This is a genomic window from Nocardia sp. NPDC041819 (assembly GCF_055590505.1).
This window is the reverse complement of the sequence record NZ_JBVJAP010000004.1, coordinates 278,000-303,863: the sequence shown is the minus strand read 5'-3', so window position 1 is coordinate 303,863 and position 25,864 is coordinate 278,000. Positions and strand designations below refer to the sequence as shown.

General features: G+C 66.4%; 26 protein-coding genes. 12 read left to right on the top strand and 14 right to left on the bottom strand.

The window, feature by feature from the left end; all coding sequences use genetic code 11:
• Window positions 1–38 precede the first annotated feature (38 nt).
• The gene (locus ACZ6DL_RS15995) at window positions 39–1,043 is read left to right on the top strand and encodes a GlxA family transcriptional regulator (protein ID WP_466051721.1); all 1,005 of its coding nucleotides are present in this window, start codon (window positions 39–41) and stop codon (window positions 1,041–1,043) included.
• Window positions 1,044–1,179: 136 nt separating this feature from the next.
• Complete coding sequence (locus ACZ6DL_RS15990; RefSeq protein WP_466051996.1) at window positions 1,180–3,054, top strand: potassium transporter Kup; 1,875 nt, start codon at window positions 1,180–1,182, stop codon at window positions 3,052–3,054.
• 43 nt (window positions 3,055–3,097) lie between these two features.
• Here the strand turns inward: ACZ6DL_RS15990 and ACZ6DL_RS15985 are convergent, their stop codons facing one another.
• From ACZ6DL_RS15985 to ACZ6DL_RS15975, 3 genes are all read right to left on the bottom strand, one after another.
• The gene (locus ACZ6DL_RS15985; protein WP_466051719.1) at window positions 3,098–4,303 is read right to left on the bottom strand and encodes a fatty acid desaturase family protein; all 1,206 of its coding nucleotides are present in this window, start codon (window positions 4,301–4,303) and stop codon (window positions 3,098–3,100) included.
• Window positions 4,304–4,374: 71 nt separating this feature from the next.
• Window positions 4,375–4,548 carry a hypothetical protein gene (locus tag ACZ6DL_RS15980; protein WP_466051717.1) on the bottom strand — a complete coding sequence of 58 codons (174 nt, stop codon included), beginning with the start codon at window positions 4,546–4,548 and terminating at the stop codon, window positions 4,375–4,377.
• Between the two features lie 133 nt (window positions 4,549–4,681).
• Entirely contained in the window at window positions 4,682–5,401 is a 720-nt protein-coding gene (locus tag ACZ6DL_RS15975) for a TetR/AcrR family transcriptional regulator C-terminal domain-containing protein (protein ID WP_466051715.1), read from the bottom strand.
• Window positions 5,402–5,700: 299 nt separating this feature from the next.
• On the opposite strand from ACZ6DL_RS15975, the gene ACZ6DL_RS15970 reads away from it, so the two are divergent.
• Entirely contained in the window at window positions 5,701–6,153 is a 453-nt protein-coding gene (locus ACZ6DL_RS15970) for a DUF5994 family protein (protein ID WP_063825263.1), read from the top strand.
• 14 nt (window positions 6,154–6,167) lie between these two features.
• Complete coding sequence (locus ACZ6DL_RS15965) at window positions 6,168–6,626, top strand: DUF5994 family protein (protein WP_466051713.1); 459 nt, start codon at window positions 6,168–6,170, stop codon at window positions 6,624–6,626.
• Between the two features lie 39 nt (window positions 6,627–6,665).
• On the opposite strand, the gene ACZ6DL_RS15960 is transcribed toward ACZ6DL_RS15965, so the two are convergent.
• Window positions 6,666–7,391, bottom strand: coding sequence for a glucose 1-dehydrogenase (locus tag ACZ6DL_RS15960; RefSeq protein ID WP_466051712.1), 726 nt, complete (start codon window positions 7,389–7,391; stop codon window positions 6,666–6,668).
• A gap of 90 nt (window positions 7,392–7,481) precedes the next feature.
• On the opposite strand from ACZ6DL_RS15960, the gene ACZ6DL_RS15955 reads away from it, so the two are divergent.
• Both ACZ6DL_RS15955 and ACZ6DL_RS15950 read left to right on the top strand, forming a co-directional pair.
• Entirely contained in the window at window positions 7,482–7,904 is a 423-nt protein-coding gene (locus ACZ6DL_RS15955; protein ID WP_466051710.1) for a MarR family winged helix-turn-helix transcriptional regulator, read from the top strand.
• 175 nt (window positions 7,905–8,079) lie between these two features.
• Complete coding sequence (locus ACZ6DL_RS15950) at window positions 8,080–9,936, top strand: DNA/RNA non-specific endonuclease (protein ID WP_466051708.1); 1,857 nt, start codon at window positions 8,080–8,082, stop codon at window positions 9,934–9,936.
• 26 nt (window positions 9,937–9,962) lie between these two features.
• Here the strand turns inward: ACZ6DL_RS15950 and ACZ6DL_RS15945 are convergent, their stop codons facing one another.
• Window positions 9,963–10,421, bottom strand: a complete 459-nt coding sequence (locus ACZ6DL_RS15945) for an SRPBCC family protein (protein WP_466051706.1) — start codon at window positions 10,419–10,421, stop codon at window positions 9,963–9,965.
• A 231-nt stretch (window positions 10,422–10,652) separates the two neighbouring features.
• Complete coding sequence (locus ACZ6DL_RS15940; RefSeq protein WP_466051705.1) at window positions 10,653–11,570, bottom strand: DAPG hydrolase family protein; 918 nt, start codon at window positions 11,568–11,570, stop codon at window positions 10,653–10,655.
• A 57-nt stretch (window positions 11,571–11,627) separates the two neighbouring features.
• Between ACZ6DL_RS15940 and ACZ6DL_RS15935 the strand changes: the two genes are divergently transcribed.
• Window positions 11,628–12,227, top strand: a complete 600-nt coding sequence (locus ACZ6DL_RS15935; protein ID WP_466051704.1) for a TetR/AcrR family transcriptional regulator — start codon at window positions 11,628–11,630, stop codon at window positions 12,225–12,227.
• Between the two features lie 50 nt (window positions 12,228–12,277).
• On the opposite strand, the gene ACZ6DL_RS15930 is transcribed toward ACZ6DL_RS15935, so the two are convergent.
• Window positions 12,278–13,504, bottom strand: a complete 1,227-nt coding sequence (locus ACZ6DL_RS15930) for a cytochrome P450 (RefSeq protein ID WP_466051702.1) — start codon at window positions 13,502–13,504, stop codon at window positions 12,278–12,280.
• A 40-nt stretch (window positions 13,505–13,544) separates the two neighbouring features.
• Window positions 13,545–13,745 (bottom strand): ferredoxin, encoded by a 201-nt coding sequence (locus ACZ6DL_RS15925; RefSeq protein WP_466051701.1) that lies wholly within the window; start codon window positions 13,743–13,745, stop codon window positions 13,545–13,547.
• Between the two features lie 244 nt (window positions 13,746–13,989).
• Between ACZ6DL_RS15925 and ACZ6DL_RS15920 the strand changes: the two genes are divergently transcribed.
• The gene (locus ACZ6DL_RS15920) at window positions 13,990–17,163 is read left to right on the top strand and encodes a BTAD domain-containing putative transcriptional regulator (protein WP_466051699.1); all 3,174 of its coding nucleotides are present in this window, start codon (window positions 13,990–13,992) and stop codon (window positions 17,161–17,163) included.
• 127 nt (window positions 17,164–17,290) lie between these two features.
• Here the strand turns inward: ACZ6DL_RS15920 and ACZ6DL_RS15915 are convergent, their stop codons facing one another.
• The 3 genes from ACZ6DL_RS15915 to ACZ6DL_RS15905 all read right to left on the bottom strand — a co-directional run bounded on the left by ACZ6DL_RS15915 (window position 17,291) and on the right by ACZ6DL_RS15905 (window position 19,749).
• Window positions 17,291–17,935: a DUF4097 family beta strand repeat-containing protein gene (locus ACZ6DL_RS15915; protein ID WP_466051697.1), complete on the bottom strand. Its 645-nt coding sequence runs from the start codon at window positions 17,933–17,935 to the stop codon at window positions 17,291–17,293.
• A gap of 111 nt (window positions 17,936–18,046) precedes the next feature.
• Window positions 18,047–18,808, bottom strand: coding sequence for an ABC transporter permease (locus ACZ6DL_RS15910; RefSeq protein WP_466051696.1), 762 nt, complete (start codon window positions 18,806–18,808; stop codon window positions 18,047–18,049).
• Window positions 18,805–19,749, bottom strand: a complete 945-nt coding sequence (locus ACZ6DL_RS15905; protein ID WP_466051695.1) for an ATP-binding cassette domain-containing protein — start codon at window positions 19,747–19,749, stop codon at window positions 18,805–18,807. Before ACZ6DL_RS15905 ends, ACZ6DL_RS15910 begins: the two co-directional genes overlap by 4 nt.
• Before the next feature lie 300 nt (window positions 19,750–20,049).
• Here ACZ6DL_RS15905 and ACZ6DL_RS15900 point away from each other — a divergent pair, with 300 nt between their 5' ends.
• From ACZ6DL_RS15900 to ACZ6DL_RS15885, 4 genes are all read left to right on the top strand, one after another.
• A complete protein-coding gene (locus tag ACZ6DL_RS15900) occupies window positions 20,050–20,856 on the top strand; it encodes an LLM class flavin-dependent oxidoreductase (protein ID WP_466051693.1) in 807 nt (268 codons plus the stop codon).
• Window positions 20,857–20,983: 127 nt separating this feature from the next.
• Window positions 20,984–21,208 carry a DUF6374 family protein gene (locus ACZ6DL_RS15895; RefSeq protein ID WP_040865689.1) on the top strand — a complete coding sequence of 75 codons (225 nt, stop codon included), beginning with the start codon at window positions 20,984–20,986 and terminating at the stop codon, window positions 21,206–21,208.
• 654 nt (window positions 21,209–21,862) lie between these two features.
• On the top strand, window positions 21,863–22,903 hold the full coding sequence (locus ACZ6DL_RS15890; RefSeq protein ID WP_466051690.1) for a hypothetical protein: 1,041 nt from the start codon (window positions 21,863–21,865) through the stop codon (window positions 22,901–22,903).
• On the top strand, window positions 22,893–24,272 hold the full coding sequence (locus ACZ6DL_RS15885) for a toll/interleukin-1 receptor domain-containing protein (protein ID WP_466051688.1): 1,380 nt from the start codon (window positions 22,893–22,895) through the stop codon (window positions 24,270–24,272). The genes ACZ6DL_RS15890 and ACZ6DL_RS15885 overlap by 11 nt, the downstream gene beginning before the upstream one ends.
• A gap of 272 nt (window positions 24,273–24,544) precedes the next feature.
• Here the strand turns inward: ACZ6DL_RS15885 and ACZ6DL_RS15880 are convergent, their stop codons facing one another.
• From ACZ6DL_RS15880 to ACZ6DL_RS15870, 3 genes are all read right to left on the bottom strand, one after another.
• The gene (locus ACZ6DL_RS15880) at window positions 24,545–24,862 is read right to left on the bottom strand and encodes a hypothetical protein (RefSeq protein WP_466051686.1); all 318 of its coding nucleotides are present in this window, start codon (window positions 24,860–24,862) and stop codon (window positions 24,545–24,547) included.
• A 369-nt stretch (window positions 24,863–25,231) separates the two neighbouring features.
• Window positions 25,232–25,432 (bottom strand): hypothetical protein, encoded by a 201-nt coding sequence (locus ACZ6DL_RS15875; RefSeq protein WP_466051684.1) that lies wholly within the window; start codon window positions 25,430–25,432, stop codon window positions 25,232–25,234.
• A 14-nt stretch (window positions 25,433–25,446) separates the two neighbouring features.
• Window positions 25,447–25,860: a hypothetical protein gene (locus tag ACZ6DL_RS15870; RefSeq protein WP_466051682.1), complete on the bottom strand. Its 414-nt coding sequence runs from the start codon at window positions 25,858–25,860 to the stop codon at window positions 25,447–25,449.
• Window positions 25,861–25,864 lie beyond the last annotated feature (4 nt).

Below are 25,864 nucleotides of genomic sequence, written 5' to 3'. Positions count from 1 at the left end.
GATGAGAGTAGGACAGAACTTCCGCGGAACGGAGTGTCGTGAACGACATCTTCGGTACCGTTTCCGACATGGACGTCGTCGTCTTCGTGGTGGACGGGGTAGCCGATTTCGGATACGCCGCCTTGCTCGAGACCTTCAACACCGCCAACGCCGTGCGCACCGAACTCGCCGACCCGCCGCAGCCGTGGCGGATCCGCAGCGCGTCGTTCGGCGCCACGGTGCGGTCCGGCAACGGCAACACCGTGCCGACGATCCCGCTCGACGAACTCGGCGACGAATTCGAGCTGATGATCGTGCCCGCGGTGAACGTGCTGGAGGCCGCGGCGCTGATCGAGCTCATCTCCGCACCGGCCAGCCGTCCCGTGCTCGACCGGCTCGTCGCCGCACGGGATCGGGGAGCTCATCTGGCCGCCGCCTGCACCGGAACGTTCTTCCTGGCCGAGGCGGGCGTGCTGGACGGTTCCGCCGCGACCACGAGCTGGTGGCTCGGCCCCAGCTTCCGGCGCCGCTATCCGCGCGTCGAACTGGACGAGGGCCGGACGCTGTGCCGCGGCCGTGGCGTCACCACCGCGGGCGCGGCGCTGTCGCACATGGACCTGGCGCTGTCGCTGATCGCCTCCAGGAGCCCGGCGCTGGCCGAGCGCGCGATGCGCTATCTCGCGGTCGGCGCGGGCCGACCGCAACGCGAGTTCATCGTTCCCGAGGTCATCGCCAGGGGCGATTCCGTCACCGCCGCCTTCGAACGCTGGGTCCGCGAACATCTCGGCGAGAATTTCCGGATCGCCCACGCCGCCCGCGCCATCGGTGTCACCGAACGCAGCCTGCAACGGGCCACGCACGCCGAACTCGGCATGTCCCCCACGGAGTTCGTGCACGACATCCGCCTCGAACGGGCGGTGCATCTGCTGCGCACCACAGCGCTCACGGTGGACGCGGTGGCCGCCAAGGTGGGCTATCTCAACGCCGGAACCCTGCGCGGATTGTTCCGCCGCCGTCGGGGCATGTCGATCTCCGAGATCCGCATGACGCGCGTGTCGTATTGAGTCGAGCGCCGGAAGCGGCCGAGGAACCCGCGCGAGGAGGATCCCCGTGACCGATCAGCAGTACACGACCACATCCGACGAGGCACGATCCCCGGCGTCCGCCGGGCCGAACGCGCACGACACCGCGCGGCTGAGCGTGGTGATCGCCGCGCTGGGCGTGGTATTCGGCGACATCGGGACCAGCCCGATCTACACCCTCCAGACCGTGTTCAACCCGCGCGACCCGCATCCGGTGCCCGTCACCACGGACAACGTGTACGGCGTGGTCTCGCTGATCTTCTGGTCGGTGACCATCATCGTCACCGTCACCTACATCCTGCTGGCCCTGCGCGCCGACAACGACGGCGAGGGCGGCATCATGGCGCTGATCACGCTGCTGCGGCGGTGGGGCTCGCAACACGGGCGGCGCCAGACCGCGGCGCTGGCGGCGCTCGGCATCTTCGGCGCTTCGCTGTTCTTCGGCGACAGCATGATCACTCCGGCGATCTCCGTGCTGTCCGCCGTCGAGGGAATCGAGGTCGTGGAGCCGTCGCTGCGGGAGTTCGTCGTGCCGATCACCGCGGTGATCATCGTGACGCTGTTCCTGGTGCAGCGCCGGGGCACCTCGGCGGTGGGCCGGGTGTTCGGACCGGTGATGATCGTGTGGTTCCTGACCATCGGCGCCTGCGGGGTGGCGGGTATCGCCGCTCATCCGCAGATCCTGCGAGCCCTGTCACCGACCTACGCGCTGGGTTTCCTGTTCGGCCATTTCGGCACCGCCTTCTTCGCCTTGGCCGCGATCGTCCTCGTGGTGACCGGAGCCGAGGCACTGTTCGCCGACATGGGCCACTTCGGCCGCCGCTCGATCACCCGGGCCTGGCTGATCCTGGTGTTCCCGGCGTGCATTCTCAGCTATTTCGGCCAGGGCGCGTTGATCCTCGGCGATTCCCGCCACATCAGCAGCCCATTCTTCCTGCTCATGCCGACATGGGGCCGGCTGCCGCTGGTGCTGCTGGCCACCGCGGCGACGGTGATCGCCTCCCAGGCGGTGATCACCGGCGCGTACTCGGTGGCCTCGCAAGCCGCCCGGCTCGGCTACCTGCCCCGGATGCGGATCGCGCACACCTCCGAGGCCACCGTCGGCCAGATCTACGTCCCGTGGATCAACTGGCTGCTGCTGGTCTCGGTACTCACCCTGGTGTTCGCCTTCCGCAGGTCGGCGGCACTGGCCTACGCGTACGGCATGACGGTGACCGGCACGATCACCATCACCACCCTGCTGTTCTTCTACATCGCCCGCCTCAGATGGAACATCCCGCTGTGGCTGCTCGCCGTGGGCGCCGTCCCCTTGGTGTCGGTGGACCTGCTGTTCGTCGCGGCGAATCTGACCAAGCTCGTGCACGGTGCGTGGCTGCCGCTGCTGATCGCGCTGACCGCGTTCACCGTCATGACCACCTGGCAGCGCGGACGCGAGATCGTCAGCGCCGAACGCGAACGGCGGGAAGGGTCGCTGCGCGAATTCATCGATCACCTGCACGCGGGCGACGACCCGTCGATACGCCAAGTCCCCGGCACGGCCGTCTTCCTCAACCGCGGCAAGCGAACCGCGCCGCTGGCCATGCGGGCCAACGCCGAACACAACCACGTACGCCACGCGCACGTCGTGATCATGTCGATCGAGACCGAGCCCGTACCCCGCGTTCCGGCCGATCAGCGGATCAGCGTCGACTCCCTGGGCTACACCGAGGACGGGATCATCCACGCCCGGGCCCGCTTCGGCTACATGGAGGCCCAGGACGTGCCCGGCGCGCTGGCGCTGCTCGACCCCGCCGTCACCGAGGGGCCCTTGCAGCTGGACCAGGCGTCCTACTTCCTGTCGAAGATCGAGCTGCGCGCCGGCTCCGAGCCGACGATGGCCGCGTGGCGCAAACGCCTGTTCATCGCCACCTCCTACATCACCGCCGACGCCGCCGAGCAGTTCGGCCTGCCGCGCGAACGCACCGTCATCATGGGCGCGCACATCGAGATCTGAACGCTCCGACCAAGGCGTCCTCACGCGGCGGACCTCGGGCGCTTCACGAGCGCAGTCGGCCGGTGAGCAGGAGCGCGGTGCGCAGGCCGCGCCGGGGAGTCGCGCCGGCTCCGGTCGCAGCGCGGGCGTCGAACTTGCGTTCCGAGGCGGTCTCGGGGGCGTCGTCGGAGGTGGCGGTCAGCAAGCTGTCCGGGAGGGCCAGCTTGTGGATGGTGCGCAGGGTGAGCAGGTACTGCCGGATCAGCGGCCCGGTGGTATAGGGCAGATCGTATTTGTCGCATATCGCGCGCACCCGCACGGCTATCTCGGCGTACCGGTTGCTGGGCAGGTCCGGAAACAGGTGGTGCTCGATCTGGTGGCACAGATTCCCGCTCATGAACGCCAGGACCGGTCCGGCCTCGAAGTTCGCGCTGCCGAGCATCTGCCGCAGATACCACTCGGCCTTCGTCTCGTGCTCCACCACGGCGGCGGTGAATTTCTCCGCGCCGTCCGGGAAATGACCACAGAAGATCACCACATATGCCCAGAGGTTACGCAGAAGATTGGCAGTGGTGTTCGCGGTGAGCGTGCGTCGCCAGCGCCGCCCGCTCAGCGCGGGAAACAGCACATAGTCCTTGCCCGCCTGCCGCGCGATCTTCCGGATCAGTGCTCTGCCCTGGTCGGCCTCCTCCGCGGGCCCGGGCGCGCGGGCACGCTCGGAGGCCAAGTCGTGCAGGGCGATGCCCCATTCGAACGTCATCGCCAGGAACAGGTTCTGCAACGGTTGCAACAGCAGCCGCGGCCGCCACCGCTGATCGCGGGTCACCCGCATCACGCCGAAGCCGATGTCGTCGTCCATGCCGAGCACATTGGTGTACACGTGATGGCGATAGTTGTGCGCATAGCGCCATTGGGACGACACACCGGCCATATCCCATTCCCAGGTCGTGGAATGAATTTCCGGGTCGTTCATCCAATCCCATTGGCCGTGGCATACGTTGTGGCCGATCTCCATGTTCTCGATGCTCTTCGCCACCGCCAGCGCCGTCGTCCCCAGCAGCCAGCCGCCTTTCGTTCGAGTACCGGCGATCACCAGCCGGGACGCGGCGTCCAGGATTCGCTGGAACGCGATCGTCCGGCGGATATAGGAGGCGTCCCGGGCTCCGCGTCGTTCGAGGATGTCCCGGCGAATCGCATCGAACTCCCGCCCCATCGCTTCGATATCCGTCTCGCTCAGATGCGCGTAAGCCGCGACCTGCGTGATTGCCATCGGTCAGTACCTCGTCTCTGGAGCACTTCGCCGCGACGAGAGCCGCCATCTCCGGACGGTCGAGTTCGGAGTCAGTGGGTGAACGCCTGCTTCAGCTTGCGCCCGGCCAGTGCGATGGTGCCGCCGGGACGTCTGCCTCCGACGTCCGTCCTGCGACGGCTGTCTTCGTCGGTCTTGGCCAGCAGCATCCGTAGATGCGAGCGGCCCGACCGAACCTGGTGCGCGATTTTGTTCTTGATGGTCATCGAAGGTTCCCTCTTCCGATTGCGCGGCGACGGACTCGTTCGATCGGCCGACAGCGGATGCGCGAACCGGTTGTCACCAGTCTACGGTTTATACCGACTCGGGTCTACAACGTAGATGTACATCGTTGACAACTCACTTCCGGCCGGGCTGGAGCAGTGTGACGCTCAACCCGGCGAGCAGGATGTCGATGCCGCGTTCGAGTTCGGCTTCGCCGTCGTAGGCGGCGAGGACGGGCGCGAGTTCGCGGAGCAGTGGGAACTCCGCCAGCGGGAGGCGGTACAGCCCGAGTCGCAGCACCTCGTCGGTCTCGTCGGGACGTTCCACGATCTCTTGCAGCTCGTTGAGAACGTGCCCATACAGGAAGCCGAACACCGCGCGGTAGACATGCAGCGCGTCGGCGCCCGAGAATCCGGCACGGGTGAGCAACTGAAGGATGTCTTCCAGGGGGCGGATCACCGCAGGCGGACGCAACCCCAACGGCGTGGCCAACGGCCGGGTCACCAGCAACGGCACCACCCGCGGATGCGCCAGCGCCAACCGGCGGAAATCCTGGGCGACCGCCCGCAGTTGCGCCGCCCAATCCGGATCGGTGGCATCGATCGACAGCTGCGCGAACACGAGTTCGGCCACGCCGTCGAGCAAGGCCGCCTTGTTCGGTACGTGCCGATAGATCACCATCGGATCCCGCCCTACCGCCTCGGCCAACCGACGCATCGACAACCCCTCGACGCCGTCGCGATCGATGATCTCGAGCGCCGCGGTCAGCACGACTGCCCTCGTGACCGGGCCGGTCGCACGCCGGGAACGGCGATCTTCCGGACGCACATCCGTGCGATCAACCGGTTCGGCCATCTCGATGCCTCCAACATGCTCGGAACCCACTGCTGCCGTGAAGTGTAGACCTACAGTGTTGACATTGGGACATATTCGGCGTGTACTGGAGGAACACGGCATTCGAGCCCGGTCGCTTTCGTCGATCCGCTCCCGGAGATCACGACCACCGCACACGCGGCCGCTTCCCGGCACGCGCCCGAGTCGAACCGCCCGGCCGTCTACGAAGCCGCCGGACCAGCGTCCGCACCGCCCGGCATTCAGAAGCCGTCGCGCCATCATCGGCCGGGCGACGCGACGCTCCCGCGAGAGGACACGACATGCGACTTCACCGCATCGCTACCAGCACGACATCCGAACGGTTGCCCTACGCGCGGCACGACGTTCCACCCGACTACACCCCCCGGCTGAGGTTGAAGCCGAAAGCGGACCGCGGCGATTACATCGATGGCGCGTGGTGGCCCCGCTCCGGTGACCTCACCGCGGAACTGCCCGATCTGCTCGCAGTTCTCACCGTGCGGCTCGGCCCCATCTGGCGCGTCGTCTACGACCCCACGTGCTGGGCGGCCGCGCCCCGGCAGACCACCATCCACGGTGGTCACACCGTCCGGCTCGACTCCTATGCCTTCGAACTATGGAACACGATGTACGTCTTCGGCCGCGACAACGACCTGATCGTGCTGCGCGTCATCCCGTCGGACACCGACGAGGACATCGCCCACACGGCCCTGATGGCCGCCGTCACACCCGAATCCGCGAGCCTCACCGGCTGATCAGAGGACAGACCATGCCCAGGATCAATACCCGCCGCCCGATCACGAACCACTTCGACATGACCGCCGGCGCCGGCTCGCCGCAACCCGGGCGGCAACCCTTCCGGACTCCCACCCGCACCCCGCGGCTGCTCCTGCGCGAATCCAGAACCGGCCCCGAGCAGGTCGACGGCGGCTGGTGGCCGTGGACGGACAACCTCACCGCCGAGCTGCACGACCTGATCAGCGCCCTCACTCCCCGGCTCGGTCCCACCGAACGGGTCAGCTTCGAATGGAACGCCGTCAGCATCACCCAACGCCGCATCGACCGCCAGGACGGCATCGAAGTACACGGACCCGACACCGGTCAGCCGCCCGGCATCATGCACCTGATCGGGACGAACGGCGCCGAGGCGACGCTGCTGGTAATCCCCGCCGGCACGCCATCCGGTGAAGCGGAGGATCAGCTACGGCGGGCGGCCGGGCAATCCTGAGACGCCGTGCGACGGCGCCCAGCACGCTTGGCCGCGGTATCAGAACGCTCCCCCACCGGCGGGCACACTCGCCCCGGTGATCCAGCGGGCCGCGTCCGACGCCAGGAAGGCGACCACGTCGGCGATATCGTCGGGTTCGCCGAGGCGGCCGAGCGGGATCGACTGGACGATCTGCTGCATCGACCCGATCCCGCGCGCCGCCGCGAGCGCGTCGGTCCGCACCGCCCCGGGCAGCACACTGTTGGCTGTGACGCCGCGCGGGGCGAGTTCTCTGGCCAACACACGGACCAACTGCTCGACGGCGGCCTTGCTGGCGCCGAAGACGCCCGAGCCCGGCCGGTGGGTCAGTGTCGTACCGGATGACACGACGACGATGCGGCCGTTGTCCCGCAACCGATTCGCGGCCTCGCGCAGGGCGACGAACGTCGCTTTCGTGTTGACGGTGAACATCAGCTCGAAGTCCTCATCCGTCGCCTCGGCTATCGCGCCGAAACGCGCGGAGCCCGCGTTGTTCACGAAGATGTCCACGCCGCCGAAACGCTCCTCGGCGGCATCGAACAATCGGCGCGGACCTGCCGCGTCCGCGACATCGGCCCGCACGGTGAGCGCCTGCCCGCCGGAGTTCTCGATCGCGGCCGCCACGTGCTCGGCGGCCGACCGGTTCGACTGGTAGTTGACGACGACCGATGCGCCCCGCGCGCCCAAACGCCGCGCGATAGCGCGACCGATGCCGCGCGAGCCTCCGGTGACGATCGCGACCGACATCGCACCCTCCAATTAGTCCATCATAGCGATAGTCGATATCATCAACTAAATGATCAGCGATGTCAACTGTCCATGACCTAGACTTTTCACATGCCGACCGATGCCCCGGGGCTGGCGCCCGCCTTCGCGCAGTTGCACCGCGAGATGAGCACTCTCTACAGCCTGATCGCGCGGCGTTTCGAGCTGACGAGTCAGCAAGCCGAATTGCTGTGTCTGCTGGGCGCCGACCGGCCGCCGTCCTTCGGTGAACTGGCCGCCATGCTCGGTTGTGACAAGACCAATGTGACCGGCATGGTGGACCGACTCGAGCGGCGCGGATTGCTCGCCAGACAAACCGATCCCAGCGACCGCCGCGTGACTCGCGCCGTTCCGACCGACCAAGGCTCGGCGGTGCGCGAGAAGTTCCGTGCGGATTTGGAGCAAGAACTGACCCGAAGGCTTCCCGAGATCGATCGAACCCGGTTGATCGCCCTGGTGACCGCCACGGCGACAGCTTTGGCCGAACGTCGGTAAAGCCGACAGCGATTTCCGCTGTATCGGTTACCCGAACAAACTTTTACCCAGCATTACGACCGGACGTTCCGGGTAGTTCGCTACTCGTGTGCTGTGGGCACCGTGACCCGACGATGGCAACAGCCGGTGCGACGACGACGTCGTCACCCCGCTCACCTCGAACACGGAGTCCCCGATGCCTGCGAAAAAGAACTCACCTTCCCACCGGTCCCACGCCGAAAACGACGATCTGCTCACCGCGCTGCGCACATTCATCCGCAGCAAAGGGGAAAGCTTCCTCGAAGACCCCAATATCTCCTCGATCGGCGTCGGCTACAAGCAAGTCGGCGGAAAACCGACGGGCGAGATCGCGGTGCAGTTCACGGTGAACGAGAAGGTGTCCGAGCCGGAGGAGCTCGAAGCGCTCGGCACGTCGACGATTCCGGAGACGGTCACCGTCGACGGGTTCGAGGTGCCCACCGATGTCCTGCAGCGCACGTTCGAGCCCGCCTTCCGGCTGGTCACCGAAGCGGTGGCGCCGCAGCGCAAGACGCGCCAGGATCCGATCGTTCCCGGCATCAGCGTCGGCCATCCCACCACCACGGCCGGAACGATCGGTTGCGTCGTCTACGACCGAGACGACGGGACGCCGTACGTCCTGAGCAATTGGCACGTCCTGCACACCGCGGCGGGCGCACTCGGCGACGTGGTCGTGCAGCCCGGCCCGCGCGACGACAATCGAATCGACCGCAATCGGCTCGGCAAGCTCGTCAGGTCTCATCTCGGCACGGCGGGCGACTGCGCCGTCGCCGCCATCGAGGACCGGCGGTTCAGCGCCGAGATCACCGGACTGGACGTCGTTCCGGACCGTCTCGGTGAACCCGAGCTGGGCGACAAGGTGATCAAGAGCGGCCGGACCACCGCGGTCACCCACGGCATCGTGCGGCGCGTCGACGTGATCGCCCGGATCGATTACCACGGGGTCGGCCCGAAGAGCATCGGCGGCTTCGAAATCGGACCGGATCCGGCCCATCCCGCCTCCGACGGCGAGATCAGCAGCGGTGGCGACTCCGGGTCGGCGTGGCTGTTCGAATCGGCCGACGGCCAGACCAGCACCGTACTGGCCGGATTACATTTCGCGGGTGAGACGGGCGCCGACACCGATGAGCACGCGCTTGCCTGCCTGCCGCAATCGGTGTTCGAGAAGCTCGGCATCAGCTTGACCCCGCCGCCTGCGGAGGAAGTCGCGGTGGTCGCCGGATACGATCCGCGGTTCCTCGCGTCGCCGATACCGCTGCCCGAGGTGGACGCGCAGCTGCGCCCCGACGTGGCGACCGCCCTCGACGGCGCCGACGTCCTGCACTACACGCACTTCTCCCTCGCGATGCGCCGCTCACGCCGCTTCGCCATCTGGGTGGCCTGGAACATCGACGGCGCCTCGATCAAGAAGCTTTCGCGCAAGAAGATCGACTTCGTCAAGGATCCGCGACTCGACGCGGACGCGCAGGTCGGCAACGAGTTGTACCGCGACAACCGGCTCGATCGCGGCCATCTCGCGCGACGCGCGGATCTGCTGTGGGGCAGCCTGCCCGAAGCGGCGAAAGCGAACAAGGACTCGTTCTTCTACACCAACATCACCCCGCAGATGGACGACTTCAATCAGAGCATGCGCGACGGGGTGTGGGGGCGACTCGAGGACGCCGTCTTCGCCGACGCCACCGTCGACGATCTCAAGGTCAGCGCGTTCGGCGGCCCGGTCTTCACCGCCGACGACCGCGAATTCCGGCAGGTCAAGATTCCTCGCGAGTTCTGGAAGGTCATCGCGTTCGAGGAACACGGTGAACTGAAGGCCCGTGGCTTCCTGTTGAGCCAGAGCCTCGACCAGCTCGAGGCCCTCGACCTCGACGAGTTCCGCGTCTTCCAGGTCCCGTTGAACGAGATCGAGCAGCGCGCCGGCTTCCACTTCCCGCAAGCGCTGCGGGACGCGGATCTCCAGTTGGCGCCGGAGGAAGTGGAAGCCCCGTTGACCTCGGTCGCGGACATCCAGTGGTGAGCCCGGACCGGTTCGTTACGTGACAGCTATACCGCGCGCGATTGCGGAGGGGCGGCGAACCCCTCCGCGAATTGGATGAAGTTGCGCGCGACGGTTTCGCTCTCCCGGCGCACGCTGCGTTTGAGGAGGAGCCCCGGCAACAGCAGGGAGGACTGCAACTCGGTGTGATACCAGACCTGCGCTCCCGCACGGTCCTCGGACACTTCGAACCATCCGCCGCCGCCGAGGCCGACACAGCTGTCCACGACCTGCCACGACACCCGGTCATCGGTCCACTCGTATTCCAGCACCTGCAGATCGGACCTGCCGAACAGAGTATCGGCGGTCACGTAAACCCGTTGTGGCCGACCGGATTCGCCGCGGGTGGCCACGCGCGCATCCGAATACGCCGACCATTCGGGGAGCATTTCGATGGCCGCGAGGGCATCGAAGACCTGGGCGGGATCGACAGCGACGTCGAAATGTATATCCGTTTTAACGCGCATAACTCCTCCACCCCCTGTTCCGACTCGGCCGATTCTGCCCGGGGCGGTTCGCATCCGTCAATACGTTCTCGACCCGCAATCACCGGCTAAGCGAGTATGCCGATGTCAGAGGCTCCCCAGGGTTGAAAATAAGTAGTCAGCTACCTGCGAGCTATTGGGAGCTATAACAGTTACCGGCGAGTATCAAAGGGGGATCCGCAGGTGCCGACGCCGACGCGTCCAGGAGAAATCTCACGCGAATTCGCGGTACAACTCCGGCAGGAACTGTGCGAGGTGGTGCATTTCCTGGCCGCAGTGCATCATCAGGTCCCGAGCCAGATCCAGGCCGGGAAGAAGATCGCGCACGTCGGCTGCGGCGCCGCGCTGGATCGCACGCGCGGTGTGCAGCGGATCGGGTGCGTGCGGCCCGTACAGCCTGAGGTAGAAACGGCTGCGCATTTCGCAGCCTCCGGGAATGGGCCGCACCTGGTGCGCCAACCAGCCCAGATCCACCGGAGCCACGCCGCTGCCGACGCGGCCGAGAATCACCGTGTGCTCGTCGGGAACGGTGAAGCCGTACGAGACCGGATCATGGAATGCGATGGCGAGCTGTTGCAGCTTCGGGCCGATGTATTCGTCGACATACGAGATGTTGCCGACATAGCGTTCCCGGTCTGCCATCGGTGCGCCGAGCCGGTCGACGGCCACCTCGCTGTACAGATGCGCGTCCGGATGCCACAGCTTGTACCGAGCGGACTCGACCATGTGCCAGCCGAACCACCAATCCCACATCGCCGCCGTCACACGCGGCATCTCGGTGCGTACCGCGACCCACACCGTCCCCGAATCGGTTTGCCCGTATCCGGTTTCGATCGGCGAATATCCCGTCGGCGCGAGATCGGCGACCAAGGACGAGAAGGCCGGGATCCGCTCGCTCGGGGTTGCCGGTGCCGCATAGGCTGCGGTGACCTCGGGCTGCGGTGGAGCCGTGCGCTCGGCCATGAACCGCGCGTACGGCTCGGCCCGATCTCCGGCCGAGTACCCGGCATAACGGCTGTTGTCCTGGCGGTTCTCCGCGCGGGCGAAAGCGGTGGTCGTCACGACAGCGAACGCGCCCGCGGCAGCGGCCGCGATCGACAGCGCGCGACGTCGGGTCGATAATCTCAACATGTGTTGAGACTAGTGGGGATCGCGGCGACCCGGCCCGGGATGGGTAGGTTTCGTGACATGACACAACCGAGGCGGCAGCGGCAGGACTCGGCCCAGCGGCGCGCCGTCATCGCCCAGGCCGCGCTGCGCGTGCTCGGTGAACACGGTCCGCGCGGCCTCACCCATCGCGCGGTCGACGCGGCGGCGCGACTGCCGTCCGGCTCGGTCAACTACCACGCGCCCACCAGGCAACGACTGCTGCACATGGCTTCCGACGAACTGTTCGCCCAGGACATGGCCGTCGCCGCCCGCCACTTCGACACCCCGGAATCCCCCGCGAGCCTGTCCGGCATCGCGGTGAACTTCGTCCTCGAGATGACCGCGCCACGCGCCCGGCACCGGGTGCTCGCGAGACATCATCTGCTCGCCGAAGCCCGCGTCGACGCCGAACTGCACCGCCACTTCGAGACGGCACGGGCCGCATTCGTCCAAGTGATCCGCGACCGGTGCGCCGAAGCCGGCCACACCGTGGACACCACGGCGGCCGAGCTCTGCGTCACCGTGATCGACGGACTGGTCAACCGGCAAATCTTCTTCCCCGACTCCGCCCTGTCCGAATCCCGCCTCCGCACCATCATCGAAGCCACCGCGCACACCATCGAGGCGCGACTGTCCTGACCGGCCATCGGGGCGGGATCCGCCGAATCCCCGCCCCGAGGTTCTTCCGTTTACCGGGCCGTTTCCGTCCAGGTGACCGGCAGTTCGTGGACGCCGTAGATATTCATGTCGGTCCTGAGTTTCACTTCGCCGGCGGGGATGGCCAGCTCGAGGGACGGGAAGCGGCGCAGCAGACCGGCGAAACCGGCGCGCATCTCGATGCGGGCCAATTGCTGGCCCAGGCATTGATGGATGCCGTGGCCGAAGGACAAATGCCCGCGGGCCGTGCGGTGGATGTCCAGGGTGTCGGGGTTGTCGAAGCGCTGGGGATCGTGGTTGGCGGCCAGCAACGAGACGACGACGGTCGAGCCCTTGCCGATCGTCTCGCCGCCGAGTTCGATGTCGTCTGTGGCGTAGCGGTAGAAGATGTCGGCGACGGACAGGTAGCGCAGCAATTCCTCGACGGCGCCGGGCACCAGATCCGGGTCGGCGCGCAGTTGCGCCAGCTGTTCTGGGTGCTCCAGGAGCGCGAAGGTGCCCAAGGCCAGCATGTTGGCGGTGGTCTCGTGGCCCGCGAGCAGCAGCAGGAAGGCGACGCCGGTCAGCTCCTCGATGGTGAGGTCGTCGTGGCGGGCCAGATCGGACAGTATGTCCTCGCCGGGTTCGGCGCGTTTGCGGGTGACCAGTCCGGCCAGGTACGTGGTCATCGCACCGTAGGCGGCCATCTTCTCTTCCAGCGGCTGTTCCTTGACCAGGAATTTGGCGGAGTTGACCTGGAAGGTCTCCCGATCTGCGTAGGGGACGCCGAGCAGCTCGCAGATCACCAGCGAGGGCACCGGCAGCGCGAACGCCTCGACCAGGTCGACCGGCGGGGTCAGCCGCGCCATCTCGTCCAGTTGCCGTTCGGTGATCTCGATGATGCGCTCTTCGAGCTGCTTCATGCGTTTGACGGTGAAGGCGCCGGTCAGCTTGCGCCGCAGCCGGGTGTGGTCCGGCGGGTCCATGGCGACGAACAAGCCCGGCACCTGCGGGGACGGTTCGGTAGCGGCGGGCATGCCCGGGGTCGGGAACGGCACGTGGAGAATGCCGATGTCCTGGCGAGAGCTGAACCGGGTGTCGGCCATGAGCCTGCGGACCGCGTCGTAGCCGGTGACGAGCCAGCCCTCGTGACCGTCCGGGAAGATCAAGGGGCAGACCGGTCGGGTCTCGCGCAGCCGGGTGATTTCGCGGGGCGGGTCGAAGGGGCCGGCGTCGCGCTCCATGGGGAGGCCGTTCGGGATGGGAACTGCTCGAGTCATCAGGTTTCCTTCGTTGCGGGTGTTGTGCCAGAGCTGTGGACTAGTCGCCGGAGACGAGGGTGATCGCGCCGGACGGGCACACCTGTGCGGCCTCGCGGACCGCAGATGCCTGGTCGGGCACGGGCGTGCGGTTCAGCAGCACCACCCGGCCGTCCTCGGTGTCCTGGTCGAACACTTCGGGGATGGTCAGTGCGCACATGCCTGCGCTGATGCAGCGCTCGCGGTCCACCCTCAGTTCCACTGGTAACCCCGGGTGAGGGGCAGGGAGCGCATGCCGCCACCTGCAATCGCTGAACTATTCACAGGGACACTGTCGGCGGCCCGGCTGATATCGCCCTGACACCGACCTGACACGTCCGCTGACACGGTGTTCGACGGTCGGGAAAACTTGTCCGGGTCGTCGACGGTCGATGCCATCGGCCCGGGTTGTCACCCCAGGGACGGGCGGCCCGCCGACTGCCGATCGTCCACGGCAGAATGGGCCGGTGCGAATCGGGATGCTTGGACCGCTCGAGATCCGACTAGACGACGGCGGATCGATCGAGGTACCGGGCGCTCGGTTGCGGGCCCTGTTGATCGCCCTCGCGCTCGAACCCGGTCGCGTGGTCGCCAAAACAACGCTGGTCGACTGGATCTGGGGTGCACAGCCACCCTCCGACGCCGCGAATGCCTTGCAGGCGCTGGTCTCCCGGCTGCGCAGGGTGCTGCCGGATGGGTTGCTCGACGCGCAGGCGGGCGGCTACCGGCTTACGGTGGAACCCGGCGCGGTCGACGCCGTGCGATTCGAACAGCTTCTCGACCGGGCACGCGGCGGTGCGGACGCGCGGCAGGCCGGACTGCTGCGCGAGGCCGTCGACCTGTGGCGGGGTGCGCCGATGCAGGACATCGGTATCCAGGACAGCGAAGCTTTCGACGCGGTGATCACCCGGCTCGAGGGGCTGCGCCTGGCCGCCATGGAGGATCTGTACGAAGCGGAGATCCGCCTCGGCCGGGGTCAGGAACTGGTGGCCGAACTGACCGAACTGGTGGCCCGGCACCCGGTGCGGGAACGGCTCGTCGCCGCGCTGATGCGCGCGCTCGGCGCCGCGGGTCGCGGCAACGAGGCACTGGTCGTGTACCAGCAGGCCCGGGAGGCACTCGCCGACGAGTTGGGCGTGGACCCCTCGCCGGAACTCTCCGCACTGCACGTCGCGCTGCTGCGCGGCGAAGTGGGCGCGCGGGAAACCGACCGCAAGACGAACCTGCGGGCCGAGTTGACCAAGTTCGTCGGAAAATACGCCGACGTCGCCGTCGTGCGCGAACTCATCGCCGACCATCGGCTCACCACGTTGACCGGGCCCGGCGGTTCCGGCAAGACCAGGCTGGCCCTGGAAACCGCGCGGACCATGCTCGACGACCTACCGGACGGGGCGTGGCTGGTGGAGCTGGCGTCGGTCGGCGCGAGTGGTGACGTGTCGCAGTCGGCGCTCGCCGCGCTCGGGCTGCGAGACGCACTGCTCGGCGGCGCACCGAACGCGGAGCCGATGGACCGGCTCGTCGCCGCGATCCGCGAGCGCGAAACGCTGTTGATCCTGGACAACTGTGAGCACGTGATCGAGCCCGCGGCGGCGTTCGCGCACCGGCTGCTCGGCGAGTGTCACCGGCTGCGGATCCTTGCGACGAGCAGAGAACCGCTCGGCATCACGGGTGAGGCGATATGGCAGGTCGAGCCGCTGGCGTTGCCCACCGAGAACGCGGGCCCGGACGAGATCGAGTCCTCCCCGGCCGTTCAGCTGTTGCGCGACCGGGCCGGTGCGGTGCGCAAGGATCTCGCGGCCGATGCCCGCGCATTGTCGACCATGGCGCGCGTCTGCCGGGCGCTCGACGGAATACCGCTGGCGATCGAACTGGCCGCGGCCAGGCTGCGCACCATGTCCCTCGATCAGCTCGCCACCCGCCTCGACGATCGGTTCCGCCTGCTGACCGGCGGCAGCCGTACCGCGCTTCCGCAGCATCGGACACTGCGCGCGGTGGTCGACTGGAGCTGGGAACTGCTCACCGACGCCGAACGGATGGTCCTGCGCAGACTCGCGGTGTTCTCCGGCGGCGCGAGCCTGGAAGCGGCCGAGCAGGTTTGCGCGGGCACGGAGGGCGGGCCCGAAGGGCAGGCGGGCGCGAAGAACGTGGTGGTCGAGCAATGGGAGATGCTCGAGCTGCTGACCGCGCTGACCGAGAAATCGCTGCTCACCGCCGGGGACGGCGGACCGCGCTATCGAATGCTCGACACGATCAAGCAGTACGCCCTCGACCGGCTCGTGGAGGCGGGGGAATCGGACGCGGTGCGCCGGGCGCATCTCGCGTACTTCACCGGACTCGCCGACAGCGCGGAGCCGCACCTGCGCCGCGCCGAGCAGTTGGAGTGGCTCGCCACGCTGGAAGCCGAGCACGACAACATCGCCGTCGCGATGCGTGGCGCGCTCGCGGCGGGCGACGCGGCCGAGGCGATGCGGCTCGCGGCGGCCACGGGCTGGTACTGGTGGCTCAGCGGGCACAAGGCCGAAGGCATGGAGCTGATCACCGCGGCCGCCGAACTGCCCGGCGAGGTGGACGACGAGATCCGCGCCAGGGTGTACGGACTGGTCGTGCATTTCATGAACTCCGGACCGACCGACGAGCACCAAGTGGAGGAATGGATCCACCAGGCATACCGATTCAGCCGCCGCAGCAAGAGCCGATACCCCTTGCTGGGGTTCGTCGCCGCGATGGAACGCATGTTGCAGGGGCCCGACGCGCTGCTGCCCGCGTTCGAACCGCTGCTCGCAGACGACGATCCCTGGGTGCGGGCGCTGGCCCGGCTCCAACTGGGCAAGGCGCGGATCGCGCTCGGCCAGGAGGGCCGGGAGGCGGACACGTATCTCGAGACGGCGCTCGCCGAGTTCCGGGCCATCGGCGAGCGCTGGGGCATGTCGTTCGCGCTGACCGAACTGGCGAATCGAATCGCCATGCGCGGCGAGTTCGCCGCCGCGTGCGAACACCTCGACCAGGCGATCGCGGTGGTCACCGAGGTCGGCGCGATCGAGGACGTTTTCCTGATGCGGGCCAGGCAGGCTCAGCTGTACTGGCTGCTGGGCGATGCGGAGGCGAGCGCGGCCGCCATCGCTGAGGGGCAGCGGTACGCCGACCGGTCAGCCTGGCAGAGCGCACTGGCCGAACTCGCCTTCGCGAAGGCGCAACTGGCCCGTTGGAACGGCGACACCGCGCAGGCGCACCGGGAGATCGACCTGGCGACAACCATGCTGGGCAGCGACGCGGAGCAGGTTTACGTCAAGGCGGTGACACACGACCTGCTCGGTTACCTCGCGGACGGTCTCGACGAAGCCCGCGAACAACGCGCCGCGGCCTTCCAGGCGGCGTCCGCGGCGGGCTACGCGCCCCTCATCGCCCAAATCCTCGTCGGTGTCGCGGATCTGGCGCTGCGCGACGGCCAGGACGAACAGGCCGTGCGACTGCTCGCGGCGAGTGCCGCGGTACGCGGACTGCCCGATCGTTCTCAACCGGACGTGGCTCGGATCGAGCAGACAGCACGACATCGCCTCGGAGAAGCACGGTTCACCGAGGCGACGAGGGAAGGTGCGCAGGGGAATTGGAGTGATCTGGTCGCGACCACGCTCGCTGGTTGAGCATGGCGGAAAACGGCCGCACCCCGGTGCACGACCCGACATGGAGTCGTGCACCGGGGTGCGGTGTTCACCACGCTGACGTGGGGCGGGTGGCTGTGGAGATGACCGGGCTGCTGAGCTGGATGAGCTAGGCGGCGGTGGCGTGCCGAATGATGATGTTGCCGTGCGAGTTACGTGCGTACACCTGCACGGTGTCCTCCTTGCCTTGCGGCCGGTCGACCGGTCGCATCAAGTTCTGCACGGCACCGGAGAGGGCGTTGGCTTCCAGCCGCGCCGCGCTGCCCGGGCTGATACCCACCTCCAGCTCGCCCATGGATGTCTCCAACCGGAGCACGCCGCGGGAGGCTTCGCCGATGCGGATGTCACCTTTGGCGGTTTTCGCGGTCACCGAACCGCCCGGGCGCTCGACGGTGATGTCGCCGGCGGATATCTCCAGGTCGCACTCGCCGAGTTCGCCGGTGCCCCGCAATCGGCCCACGGCGGCCGTGCCCTTCAGCCGGGAGCCGGTCGGTACCTCGATGGTCACCTCGATCGACGGGTTGCCGCCGAACGGGGTGTAGGTTCGCCAGTCTTTCGGCGTCTTCACCGTCAATGTGCCTGCGGCGAAAGCGACCTCGGTCTGCTCGGCGGCGCGCACGTCACCCTTTCTGGACTCATCGGCCGGCCGGACCTCGACGACGGTGTCGGTACGGTCGGAGGCGATCACAGTGACATTGCCGGAGAGCACGTCGACGGTGACGACGATCGGCTTCGGTGTCTCGAACGTGGGCATGGCTGTCTCCTCGGAATTGTTCGGTGTGTGGAATGGGTGGCGGACCCGGCCGGTGACGCCGCTGTCGGCGCATCGCGGGACGCGCCCCGATCAGCGCGGTCGGCCGGGCGACTACGCGCGCTTGTTGAACGTGGCCCGCGACCACAGGAATCCGACCAGGGCGAACCCGGCGCACCAGGCGAGCGCGGCCGCCGTGTATCCGCCGGAAGGATGGCCGCCGATAAACCCGCGCAAGGCTTCGATGATCGGCGTGAAGGGCTGATACTGGGCGAATTGCCGGATACCCTGTCCCATCTGGTCGGCGGGCACGATCGCGCTGCTCACGAACGGCAGCATGATCAGCGGCACCACGGTCATGCCCGCGGATTCCGGAGTCTTCGCGGCCATGCCCAGTGCGACCGTGAGCCAGGAGGCCGCGAACGATGTGGCCGCCATGATGCCGATCGCGCCGAGCCAGTGGAGTGCGGTCGCCGACGACCGGAAGCCCAGTAGGAATGCCACCCCGAGCACGGCCGCGATGGCTACCACATTGGTCAGAATGGTGGCCGCGACATGGCCGGTCAGTACGGCGCTGCGGGAGACGTCCATGACCTTGAAACGGTTGATGATGCCCTTCGCCATATCGGAACTCACCGATACCGCGGTGCCCGACAACCCGTAACTGATGGCCAGCAGGATCATGCCCGGTGTCGCGTAGTTGATGTACTGTTCGCCGACATCGAACGCGTTGCCGAATACGTACACGAAGATCAGCATCATCACGACCGGCATGAAAGCCGCGTTGAATATGGTGACCGGACTCCGGGCGATGTGCTTGAAGTTGCGACGCAACATGATCGACGAATCGGCCAGCGGTGCGGAAATGGTGCTCATTGTGCGACAGCCTCCGTGGTGGCGTGACCGGTCAGGGAAAGGAAAACGTCGTCGAGGTCGGGGGTGTGGACGGAGACCTCGTCGGCGTCGATCGAGTGTTCGGCGAGCCGGTCCAGCAGGTCCCGCAGTGATTTCGTGCCGCCGTCGCCCGGGACCCGCAAGGTCAGAGCCTCGTCGTCGCGGGTGGCGCCGGGCAGGATCCGCGCCGCCGCGTCGAGCGCCGTGACGTCGGCGAACCGGAGCCGGATGTAGCTGCCGGGCACGCGGCGCTTGAGTTCCTCGGGTGTGCCTTCGCCGACGATGCGGCCCTGGTCGAGCACCGCTATCCGGTCGGCCAGCTGATCGGCTTCCTCGAGGTACTGGGTGGTGAGGAAGATCGTGACACCGCCTGCCGTCAACTCCCGGACGATTTCCCACATGGTGCGACGGCTGCGCGGATCCAGTCCGGTCGTCGGCTCGTCCAGGAAAACGATGGCCGGCTTGGTGACCAGCGTCATCGCCAGGTCCAATTTCCGGCGCATACCCCCGGAATAGGTCGAGGCCGGCTTTCGCGCCGATTCCACCAGATCGAACCGTTCCAGCAATTCGGCGACCACCCGCTTGCCCTCGGCGGCCCGCAGATGATGCAGATCCGCCATCAGCCAGAGGTTCTCCTCCCCCGTCAGCAGATCGTCCACCGCCGCGAACTGGCCGGTGACCCCGATCGCCGCGCGCACCGCTTTGGGCTCGGTCGCGATATCGTGCCCGGCCACCCGCGCCGTGCCGCCATCGGCCTTCAGCAGCGTGGTCAGCACGTTCACCGTCGTCGTCTTACCCGCCCCATTCGGACCGAGCAGCGAGAAAATCGTCCCTGCCCCGATATTCAAATCGATGCCATCGAGGATCGTTCTGTCCCCGTATGCCTTCCGCAGCCCGGAAGCCGCGATCGCTGTGCTGTTCATGTGGACAACTGTCGCCAGGATGGCTGACACGGGCCTGATACCGGCCTGACACGTCCGCAGACACGGTGTTAGCCGTGGTCACGGCGGGAATTTCGGCCGATCGGACACCCGTGTACCGCCGTCTTGCGTCAACCTTTCCGGCAGGATCTTCCTGGTCACAAGGCTGTCACTCACGACCGCTCGGTAATGCCGAGTGCAGGGCGTTCGCAGGAGCGTGCATACGATCTCGGCTGCACCGATGAATTTCGGATGGATCCGTCGTCGATTCCTTCGGAGAGACCGAATGACAGGAGTCCGGACATGACGAGACCGTTTCGATTCGGGGTGGTTGCCCCGCTCAGAACCGACCTGCCGACGTGGCGAGATCGCGTGCGCCGCATCGCCGACAGCGGCTACTCGACGCTGCTGGTGCCCGACTTCCCGCAGCTGCAACCGGCGCCCGGCCCCATGCTGGCCACGGTCGCGGCCCTGACCGACCTGCGCGTGGGCACGTGGGTGTACGCCTCTCCGCTACGCCCGGCCTGGCTGACGGCATGGGAAGCGCACTCGCTGTCGCTGCTGACCGACGGCCGCTTCGAGATGGGCATCGGCACCGGCAGGCCGGGAATCGAGGACGAGCTCCGCGACAAGGGACTGCCCGCCGTACCACCGCCGAACGAGCGGCTGGCACAGGTACGTGAGACGGTCACGAGGCTGCGAGATCTCGACGGCCCCGACCGTCACACGCCCGTGGCGATGGCCGTCTACGGTCCGAAGGCCCGGGCGCTGGCGGCCGAGGTCGCCGACACGGTCACTTTCCCGCTGGGGGACCAGCCGCGGGGCGACGTCGAGCGGCTGGCACGCGACTTCCGCACCGACGGGAAGGTCGAGCTCGCGCTCGCCGTGCCGGTTATCGGTGACACTGTCGCGCCGCACATGGCGCCCCCCGACACCGACCCTGCGGCACTTCGCGCGGCAGACGCGGTGACCGTGCTTCCGGATGATCCGGCGGCCGCCGCCGAGGAAATCCAGCGGCGACGGGAGGAGATCGGCTTCTCCTACTTCGTCTTCGGCGCCGACTTCGCCGACAGGTTCGCTCCGATCGTCGCCGAGCTCGCCGGACGTTAGTCGGGCGGGGCGGGAGATGCGAGGCGGAACCCGCCGGTTCGAGAGCGCTATGCCCGGCCAGAAAGTCCGACGCCCCAGACGCCGTGTGTATCGAAAATATGTTCGACTCGAGGTAGGGTGCCGGAGCATGCCGGACCTCGAGCCCACCCAGTTCGCCTACTCGCAGATCAACGCCGTACGCAGGCAACTGCTCGATGCCGCCGCCTTCGGGAAGCACCTCCGCCCCGAACACCTGGAGAACATGGCAGGCAAGCTCGCCGAAGGATTGCGCGCCTACACCGAAGCCATGACACCCACTACCCCACCCACCGACGGCCGTGCCTGCCTCGACTACCGAGGACGCAACCACTGACGGTCCGCCGGTCGTCATAGTCGGACGGCCAGAGGATCATTGCGACGACGACCGCCAGCGGCATACCGACAACGAAGACGAGTCCGACTTCCGCCGCGCTCACCGGCGCACCCCGCCCACCGGTGCCCAGCGCCCGAACGACGCTCGCGGCGTCGCGCATTCGACGTCGGCGATCGCCATCAAGCGGTCCAACCTCACGGCGTCCACATGTGCCGACGACGGCAGTACGCACTCGGTTGGATTGATCCGACATCGCAGACACCAGAATGAGACTTCCCGCAGGTGCGTCGCTTGGCGCGGTGGTTGGAGTCGAGCTGTGCTGGGTCTGGTCGAACAGGCCAAGTCTTCGGGAAACGTGGCGTTACAGGATTCGCCTAGTGGCTCCCCAACAGACGCGACTACATCCCGGCGGCCGGGAGGCCTTGTAAGGCATCTCGGTGGCGGAGAATCCAGTCGACCACGAAGACGCTGAGGACATTTTGACGCGAGAAGGTAGATCGCTCAACGATTCTCGGCGCGGACAGCCGTTCGATAGCTATTATCCAACGTACTGTTACCTGATCAACGAGGGGATGTTCGGTGCAGTCAAGCAAAAGAGACTCGGCCGGTGAACGTCGCATAATCGCGATCGTTGGAGGGATACGCCCTTGCAGCGTGGAGGACCGCCCGTCGTGGACCGAGGATGCCGGTGCGCGGGCCGCGCGCGAGATCGGCACCGAACTCGCGCAAGCCGGTTATGACCTCTTCGTCTATTCCAGCGCCCCGCGATTCGTCGAACGCGACGTTGTAGCCGGATATCTCTCTGTCGAGCCGTGCAGAGCCGGTTCCATCCATGTCCGCCCACCGTACGGATCTTCGGAGACCAGCTTCTCTCATCCCCCACATCAGTCCGGCGTCTTCGAAATTCGGCATGAGGCAGACGATGACTGGGAAGTCTCCTATTATCGTTCGCTACGTGAAGCCGACGGCGTCGTACTCATCGGTGGCGGTCGCACCACATTGATCACCGCGATGGTGGCGATGGCGTTCGATATTCCCCTCGCGCCCGTCGCCGCCTTCGGAGGTGCTGCGCGGAAGGCATGGACATCGATGGGGCGCGCCGGAAACCTTACCGCGCCGGGGGAAGTTTCACTCCTAGGCGGGGCATGGAACACCAGTGCCGCTGAAAATATTGTTGCGGTCTTGCGTAACCAGCAGGAACGCAAACAATCAGCGGAGGCGGTGCGGGCGCGCGCCGAGCGACATGCCAAGTACAAGTCCGGCCTTGGGCTCTTCTTCGGCGCGCTCTTGCTGATCGGCGGGCTCGCGATGATCCCGATAGTCTACGCGGTAGACGGAAACGCACCGCTCACCCTGGTCGGACTGATCGCAGGCTCTCTGCTGACGGCGACATCAGGGGCGATAATCCGCACCGCCGTCGACCGTAGGGACGACTGGGCACCGAGCTCGGTATTGGGAATGTCGGCGGGTGCAATTGCGGTCCTCTTGTTCATCTCGGCACAACTGGCGACCTCGCCGGATCTGTTGAGCGGCGCCGGTGCGCGGCGGCTCTTATTCTTCGTACTGTCCGTCGGTTTCATCGCGGGCTACACATTCGACGCGGTGTATGCCAAGATCCGCCAACAACAGGTCGTCGACACGTCGAGCCTACGTTCAGTTCTTTCCGACGGACAGGCAGATCAAAATGCCGGATGAGATAGATTATTCGACTAAGCCGAACGTCTTTCTCAGTCATCGTTACCGATCGCCGGATGTGAATCTGTTCTTCTGGCGAATCATTCGTAAAGTGCAGCCGGTCGCCTTCCGCGTGGACGAAGGACTGACCTTCACAAGCCCGACGCGGCTCGAGCGGATGATTAGAGACGCGGACGGCTTCGTGGGCATTTACCCGCTCCCCGGAGATACGCAAACGGTTTGGGATCTTCGAACGCTCCAGCAGGAAGCGCGATACTTCCTGCTGGAGTTGAGCATCGCTACCCGACTGCGGCATCCCGGCATAGTCTTCTGTGACCACCGGTACGGCGCCCTGTTCCGGTGCCCTCCGGAGATCCGCGTCGTGGAGTACGACCCACAGGAGATCACCGACGAACAAGATTCGCCACTGATCGCACGCGTGACAAAGGCCTTCGCATCTTTTGCACGCAGCTTGCGGGCGCAGATATCCGCACGTGCCGGATCGCGCTCGTACCGCAGGAGAGAAGTGGGCCTGCTACTTAGCCGGAGTTCCAGAGCGGAAATCGGCGATATGTTGGAGAGCAGCCTCGAGGATGCGGTGTGGCAGCCAGTCAACCTGGCCTGGCCGCCCCGACTCGATTTGACGTTCGTCAGCCGACTGCGGGAGCTGGATTGGTTGGTGATACCCCTCGACGACCCGGCGGCATACATCGCAGCAAGCTTCGCCGCAGGGCATGGTGTGCCTACACTGCCCCTGCTGCACACACCTGAGGGTAGAGTCCCAGACCAGTTGTCCGGAGCCTTGTTCGAGGATGTCCAACCTCGGCACAGTAGACGGGTCTTGTCCTGGCAAGAGCGTAACGACCTGAAGAACTCCTTCGATGAGACTCTCACTGTGATCGGGCATCAGCCCCGCCTATTCCATGACGCCGATCAGGCCAGCCGATATTTCACGACTGCCGCGCTTCGCAACGAAGTGGTATTCCTCAGCTACGCCAACGAGGACAAGGAAACGGCGGAACTGTTCAGCCGGGCACTGCATGCCAGGTTCCAGGAAGTCTTCGACTATCGAAAGAGCGGATCCATACGCACCGGACAGAATTGGTTGGACGAGTTGATGGACAGCTTGGCGAAGACAGCGGTCGGCGTTCTGCTATTGTCGCCCAGCTACGTCGCCAGCCCCTATTGCGTCACCGAGGCCCAGCGTTTGTACCAGGCCAGTATCGAAGGCCGCGCGACACTGTTGCCCGTGCGACTTCAGCATGTGGAGTTGCCCGCGTTTCTCAAGGGGGTGCAGTACCGCAGACTGTCGAGCGACATAGAGTCGGATGTCGAAGCGGCAGTGCGAGAATTGGTCCAACTGCTCGATACCACCGACCTCGACGGCTAGCGAGCGTCGCATCGCCGTCGAGTCCTATCGCCGAACGGGCCTACCATTCCAAGAGCGATCGTGGACGTATCCGGGCGCCGGCCGGAACTGTGGATCTACCGGCTCCGCTCTGCGTCGAACCTCGATCAGCAGAGAGGTGCCGTCAGATCCAAACTCCGATCTCGGATGACCTCGGCGCGCGATCGTCGGCAAGTCGTTCGCGAGCAGCCTGGCGAGCCCCGGGGTCACATAGCCGAAGACCCCTTGCTCACCAGTTCAGGACCTGGTCGCCGTCAGGCGCAGACGCGATTGAGTTCGTCGGTGTAGGGGTTGAGATCGGTGACGTTCTCGTCTACCAGCGCGTAGGCATAAGCGGAGATGACATCCTTCTCCGCGCCCTGGGCCAGATCGGCCAGCCCGCTCAGCCTGCCGGACAGCGCTTCCGCCGTCGCCCCGTCCAGGGTGCCGCCGTTCGTGTCGATCGCGATGTTGATCAGCTCGATGGCCTTGGCGCAGTGCGGGGACTGGGCATGCGCGGGTGCGGCGGGCAGGAAGAACAGAGCGGCAGCGGCCGCAGAGAACACAGCGGCGAAGGCCGTCGACTTGGTCATGATTTCCTTTCAGAACGTTAGCGTGATCGTAGCGCCACCGCGTCGAATCGCCCTCAACGAGACATCACCACCTACGGCTACAGGGGCACCTAGCCCTTGGCGGCGGAGGTGAACTGAACCGCGCGATGGCGATGCACGCATGAACAGCACGAGCGAAACTGCGGTAATCGCCTTGTGCGCAAACAGCATTGACTCAATCTTCCTCCAATTCCGGATGGGACGACACTCGCCTCGGCACTGGCGAGAGGCAAGTGGTCCGGCTTGCCCCCAAGGCTTCACAGCACGCGCATCAGACGTGTCGTAGGCCCCCAGAACGCCAGAAAACCCCTCAGCGTCAAATCTGAGGGGTTCTCTGCTGTCTCCGCCGGATCACATGCCCATGCAATCCAGTGCCCAATACGCCGCCGCGTCCTTGTCGGCAGCCGAGATGGACCGCGTGTAGTGCAGCGGTGGCGTCACCCACCGGTACCGACGCCAGCCCCGGCTAGGCCGGATCACCCAACCACCGAACTCGCGGCGCACCGGGTACGAGCTACCGCGTTCCGCTTCTCTGCGCAGTGTGAGCCTCACAGTGCATACCTCGCTCAACATCTGATGATGGCTGTGTGGGTGTCCTTGACGAACTTGAACTCTTCGTCACGCGCTCTCACCCACACATTCGCTACAGCTTGCCACGCGCCGTCCTCACACGGCGCCCAAGCGCCGATGTTGAGCCGCGGGTCGGGTATCCGGCTGTCCGATTTGGCTCCGCGTACTTCCCACCCGTCGCCGCGCTTCAAACGCTCCAACGTCAGCGACACATGGAACCGTTGCGGTGCTGGACGGCAGTCCGCGAACCCGGTTACGAGTATCGCGTCGTGCTGCTTCTCGGGTTCCTTCCAGAAATGGAAGCTGCATCCTCCTGCATCCGCCGCCGCTTCGGGTGCTAGCGGGGCGAGCATGGCAGAGGTAGCCGCAGCGAACATGGTGACAAGCAGGCGCACTACATGAACCTTCATGGTG

Coding starts and splice junctions, on each gene's coding strand:
- ACZ6DL_RS15895 (WP_040865689.1), top strand. CDS start 20,984: ATGCCGGACCTCGAGCCCACCCAGTTCGCCTACTCGCAGATCAACGCC.
- ACZ6DL_RS15915 (WP_466051697.1), bottom strand. CDS start 17,935: ATGCCCACGTTCGAGACACCGAAGCCGATCGTCGTCACCGTCGACGTG.
- ACZ6DL_RS15975 (WP_466051715.1), bottom strand. CDS start 5,401: ATGGCCGAACCGGTTGATCGCACGGATGTGCGTCCGGAAGATCGCCGT.
- ACZ6DL_RS15900 (WP_466051693.1), top strand. CDS start 20,050: ATGACGAGACCGTTTCGATTCGGGGTGGTTGCCCCGCTCAGAACCGAC.
- ACZ6DL_RS15910 (WP_466051696.1), bottom strand. CDS start 18,808: ATGAGCACCATTTCCGCACCGCTGGCCGATTCGTCGATCATGTTGCGT.
- ACZ6DL_RS15880 (WP_466051686.1), bottom strand. CDS start 24,862: ATGACCAAGTCGACGGCCTTCGCCGCTGTGTTCTCTGCGGCCGCTGCC.
- ACZ6DL_RS15955 (WP_466051710.1), top strand. CDS start 7,482: ATGCCGACCGATGCCCCGGGGCTGGCGCCCGCCTTCGCGCAGTTGCAC.
- ACZ6DL_RS15945 (WP_466051706.1), bottom strand. CDS start 10,421: ATGCGCGTTAAAACGGATATACATTTCGACGTCGCTGTCGATCCCGCC.
- ACZ6DL_RS15985 (WP_466051719.1), bottom strand. CDS start 4,303: ATGGCAATCACGCAGGTCGCGGCTTACGCGCATCTGAGCGAGACGGAT.
- ACZ6DL_RS15870 (WP_466051682.1), bottom strand. CDS start 25,860: ATGAAGGTTCATGTAGTGCGCCTGCTTGTCACCATGTTCGCTGCGGCT.
- ACZ6DL_RS15940 (WP_466051705.1), bottom strand. CDS start 11,570: ATGTTGAGATTATCGACCCGACGTCGCGCGCTGTCGATCGCGGCCGCT.
- ACZ6DL_RS15970 (WP_063825263.1), top strand. CDS start 5,701: ATGCGACTTCACCGCATCGCTACCAGCACGACATCCGAACGGTTGCCC.
- ACZ6DL_RS15980 (WP_466051717.1), bottom strand. CDS start 4,548: ATGACCATCAAGAACAAAATCGCGCACCAGGTTCGGTCGGGCCGCTCG.
- ACZ6DL_RS15930 (WP_466051702.1), bottom strand. CDS start 13,504: ATGACTCGAGCAGTTCCCATCCCGAACGGCCTCCCCATGGAGCGCGAC.
- ACZ6DL_RS15905 (WP_466051695.1), bottom strand. CDS start 19,749: ATGAACAGCACAGCGATCGCGGCTTCCGGGCTGCGGAAGGCATACGGG.
- ACZ6DL_RS15965 (WP_466051713.1), top strand. CDS start 6,168: ATGCCCAGGATCAATACCCGCCGCCCGATCACGAACCACTTCGACATG.
- ACZ6DL_RS15935 (WP_466051704.1), top strand. CDS start 11,628: ATGACACAACCGAGGCGGCAGCGGCAGGACTCGGCCCAGCGGCGCGCC.
- ACZ6DL_RS15960 (WP_466051712.1), bottom strand. CDS start 7,391: ATGTCGGTCGCGATCGTCACCGGAGGCTCGCGCGGCATCGGTCGCGCT.
- ACZ6DL_RS15885 (WP_466051688.1), top strand. CDS start 22,893: ATGCCGGATGAGATAGATTATTCGACTAAGCCGAACGTCTTTCTCAGT.
- ACZ6DL_RS15950 (WP_466051708.1), top strand. CDS start 8,080: ATGCCTGCGAAAAAGAACTCACCTTCCCACCGGTCCCACGCCGAAAAC.